The sequence below is a fragment of the Amycolatopsis sp. SID8362 genome (assembly GCF_010550475.1).
GTDB classification, from domain to species: Bacteria; Actinomycetota; Actinomycetes; order Mycobacteriales; family Pseudonocardiaceae; genus Amycolatopsis; species Amycolatopsis eburnea.
Map to the genome: position 1 here is coordinate 1 of NZ_JAAGNB010001436.1, position 2,867 is coordinate 2,867.

Consider the following 2,867-nt stretch of genomic DNA (forward strand, 5'->3'; position numbering starts at 1 on the left):
CGGCACGCTGCACCACGCGGCCGCGGTGGTGGCCTCCGGCGACCGCACCGCCGGCCTGCGCGAGGTCCGGCTGCCGGCGCTGGTCATCCACGGCGACGCCGACCCGCTGATCAACGTCAGCGGCGGCAAGGCGACGGCGGCGGCGATCCCGGGCGCGGAGCTGCTGGTCATCCCGGGCATGGGCCACAACCTGCCGCGCGCGGTCTGGCCGGAGATCGCCGACGCGATCGGGCGCGTGACGGGTCAATAGCGCGTCAAGATCCGGGGCCGGGCTGTAGGGAAGGTGTCCTGGCTCACGCTCTCGCCCGGTTCGGCGGTCTTACTGGGGGCATGAGTGGTGGCTTCGGGTTCCCGGCCGGGTGCGTGGCCGCGGTCGTCGCGGTGGTGCTCGCGGACGTCGCCGGCGCGACCCGGTTCCCGTGGTTCGCGCTGGTGACGTTGGGGCTGGTGGTGCTCCTGACGGCGTTCCGGAGCACGGCCGCCGCCGCGATCGGGGTCGCGGCGGTGGCGTGGGCGCTGCATTCGGGCTTCGTGCTCGGGCGCGCGGGCGAGCTGCGGTTCGACGCGGCTTCCGCGGTGGCGGCGGGCGTGCTCGGGGTGACGGTCCTGGTGGGGATCCTGGCCCGGGTCAGGCCGCGGCGGGCGCCGGTGCGGGTGCCCTCGCCGCGCCGTCCGGTCGCGCACCGGCCGCACCTGACCCGGGCCGGGACGTAGTGAATGACTCATTCATGTCGTCCGGCGACATGAATGAGTCATTCACTACGTCGGCTGCGCCAGTGCCCGGCCCTCTTCAGCCGGAGATCGTCGCGGCCACCAGGGCGCCGATGTGGCGCATGCCGGTCGCATTGGGGTGCAGCGGGGCCGCGACCGCGGTCGGGATCACGCTCTCGAACCACTTCACGCCAGGCAGCTTGCAGACGTCGTGCCCGATCGACGCCGTCCGGACATCGACGTACCGCGCGTCGTGCGCGGCCGCCTGGCGGGCCAGTGCCGCGTTGGTCTTGTCGATGCTGCCCTGGATGTAGTTCGCGTCGCGCGGGGTCAGTGGCGCGATCGGCCAGCACCCGTTCTGCGGCAGGTAGGTGCCGTAGCCGGCGACGTAGACGGCCGCGTTCGGGGCCTTCGCGTGGATCGCGTCCAGCAGCGCGCCCCACGTCGGTTCGAACGCGGCGATCTTCTCGGCCAGCTGGTCGTGGCCGCCGGCGGTGAACCGGTCGACGCAGTCCGGGTTGATGCCGGGGAGCAGGTTGATGCAGCTGGTCGCGGCGCCGACCAGGCCGACGTCGTTGCCGCCGATCGTCACGGTCACCGTCCGCGTGGCGGCGCTCAGCGCGTCCAGCTGCGGCGGCACCGGGCCGGTCTCGGTCGACTGCGGCGCGTACATGTCCGCGGTCGTCGCCCCGGAGCACGTCACGTCCTCGAGCGGGACGCCGAGCTGCGACGCGGCGACGTGCGGGTAGTCCGCGAGCGACCGGAGGCAGCCCGGGGACGACAGGTCCGGGGGCAGGATCAGCGGGCCGGCGGCGGCCGAGTCCCCGAGCGCCACGTACTCGCCGCTCGCGGCGGCCGCGGTGCCCGCCGTCGTGAGCGTCAGCGCGGTGACCAAGATCGTGATGAACGCCGTTGTCCTCACTCGCACGCCGTCCTCCTTGACGTTGTGCCGATGGCTGGTCTCCGTGACACCATCGGCTCCGCGGGCGGCCGGGTTGACTGGGAATCCGGGCAGAGAACGAGGGGATCGGTTGTGACAGAGCACAAAACCGGCGCGGATCTGGCCCTCGGCGGGCAACGCGTGCACGAGCGGCTCACCCGCGACGAGCCCGAGCTGATCGCCCGGGTGCTGACGCGCATCCAGGCCGAGGTCGCCGACTACCGGCGGCTGCCGGTGGAGGAGCTGGCCGGCGACATCGCGGGCATCACGCGGCAGGCCGTGCGGGCGTTCGCGCGGACCCTGCGCGAGGACCGCGAGCTGAACGACGCCGAGCTGCGGCAGATCGGCGCGTCCGCGGTCCGCCGGGCCGAGGAGGGCTTCCCGCTGGAAGCGGTGCTGAACGCCTACCACGTCGGCGCTCGGGAGATCTTCGCCGTCGGCTCGGCCGAAGCGAGCGGCTCGGACGTCGCCGACCTGCTCGAAGTGGCCGACCGGGTACTGGCGTGGGTCGGCACGGTCACCGGCGCGGTCACCCGCGGCTACCTGGAGGAACTGCGCACGAAGGTCGGGCAGGAGCACACGGCGCGGCGCACGCTGCTGTCGGTGCTGGCCGACGGCGGCCCGGTCGACGTCGTCGCCCGCAGCGCCGGGATCACGCTGCCGGCCCGGTACCTGGTGCTGAGCGTCGAGCTGGGTCCGCACGCCGACGAGGCCTCCCCGGGGGTGGACGCCGAAATCGCGGTCCGCCGCAAACTGCGCCGATTCCTGGCGGCGTTCGAACACGCCTGCGGCGACGGCGTACTGGCGTCCCTGGACGGCCCGGGCGGCTTGGTCCTGCTTCCGCTGACCGGCCGGCTGGCGGAGATCCCGGGCTGGCACGCGGTGCTCGACGCGGCCGGGCGGGCGGCGGGCGTCGCCGTACTCGCGGCGGCCGAGACGGCGGCGCCCTCGGAGGTCCGGGTGGTGGCCGGCCGGACGGCGGAGGTGCTGGACGTCCTGCGCTGGTTCGGCCGCGAGCCGGGCCTGTACCGCCTCGACGACGTCCTGGTGGAGTACCAGCTGACCCGCCCCGGCGCGGCGCGCGACCGGCTGGCCGCGGTGCTCGCCCCGCTGGAGGCGCACCCGGAGCTGGTGGAGACGCTGTCGGCGTACCTCGAGCTGGACACGAACCGCCGCCGCGCGGCGGCCCGCCTGCACGTCCACCCGAACACGGTCG

General features: G+C 74.3%; 4 protein-coding genes. 3 read left to right on the plus strand and 1 reads right to left on the minus strand.

Annotated features, from left to right (window positions below):
- Both G3I65_RS44310 and G3I65_RS44315 read left to right on the plus strand, forming a co-directional pair.
- The coding region (locus G3I65_RS44310; RefSeq protein ID WP_203612678.1) for an alpha/beta fold hydrolase at positions 1–250 on the plus strand (250 nt) is incomplete at its 5' end.
- Positions 251–330: 80 nt separating this feature from the next.
- A complete protein-coding gene (locus G3I65_RS44315; RefSeq protein ID WP_160701414.1) occupies positions 331–714 on the plus strand; it encodes a hypothetical protein in 384 nt (127 codons plus the stop codon).
- Positions 715–790: 76 nt separating this feature from the next.
- On the opposite strand, the gene G3I65_RS44320 is transcribed toward G3I65_RS44315, so the two are convergent.
- The gene (locus G3I65_RS44320; protein WP_160701416.1) at positions 791–1,633 is read right to left on the minus strand and encodes an SGNH/GDSL hydrolase family protein; all 843 of its coding nucleotides are present in this window, start codon (positions 1,631–1,633) and stop codon (positions 791–793) included.
- Between the two features lie 111 nt (positions 1,634–1,744).
- Between G3I65_RS44320 and G3I65_RS44325 the strand changes: the two genes are divergently transcribed.
- Positions 1,745–2,867, plus strand: a 1,123-nt coding sequence (locus G3I65_RS44325) for a CdaR family transcriptional regulator (protein WP_160701415.1), incomplete at its 3' end; no start/stop codon positions are given.

What these genes read in the sequence shown, in the direction of transcription:
- G3I65_RS44315 (WP_160701414.1), top strand. Translation starts at nt 331, where the DNA reads ATGAGTGGTGGCTTCGGGTTCCCGGCCGGGTGCGTGGCCGCGGTCGTC.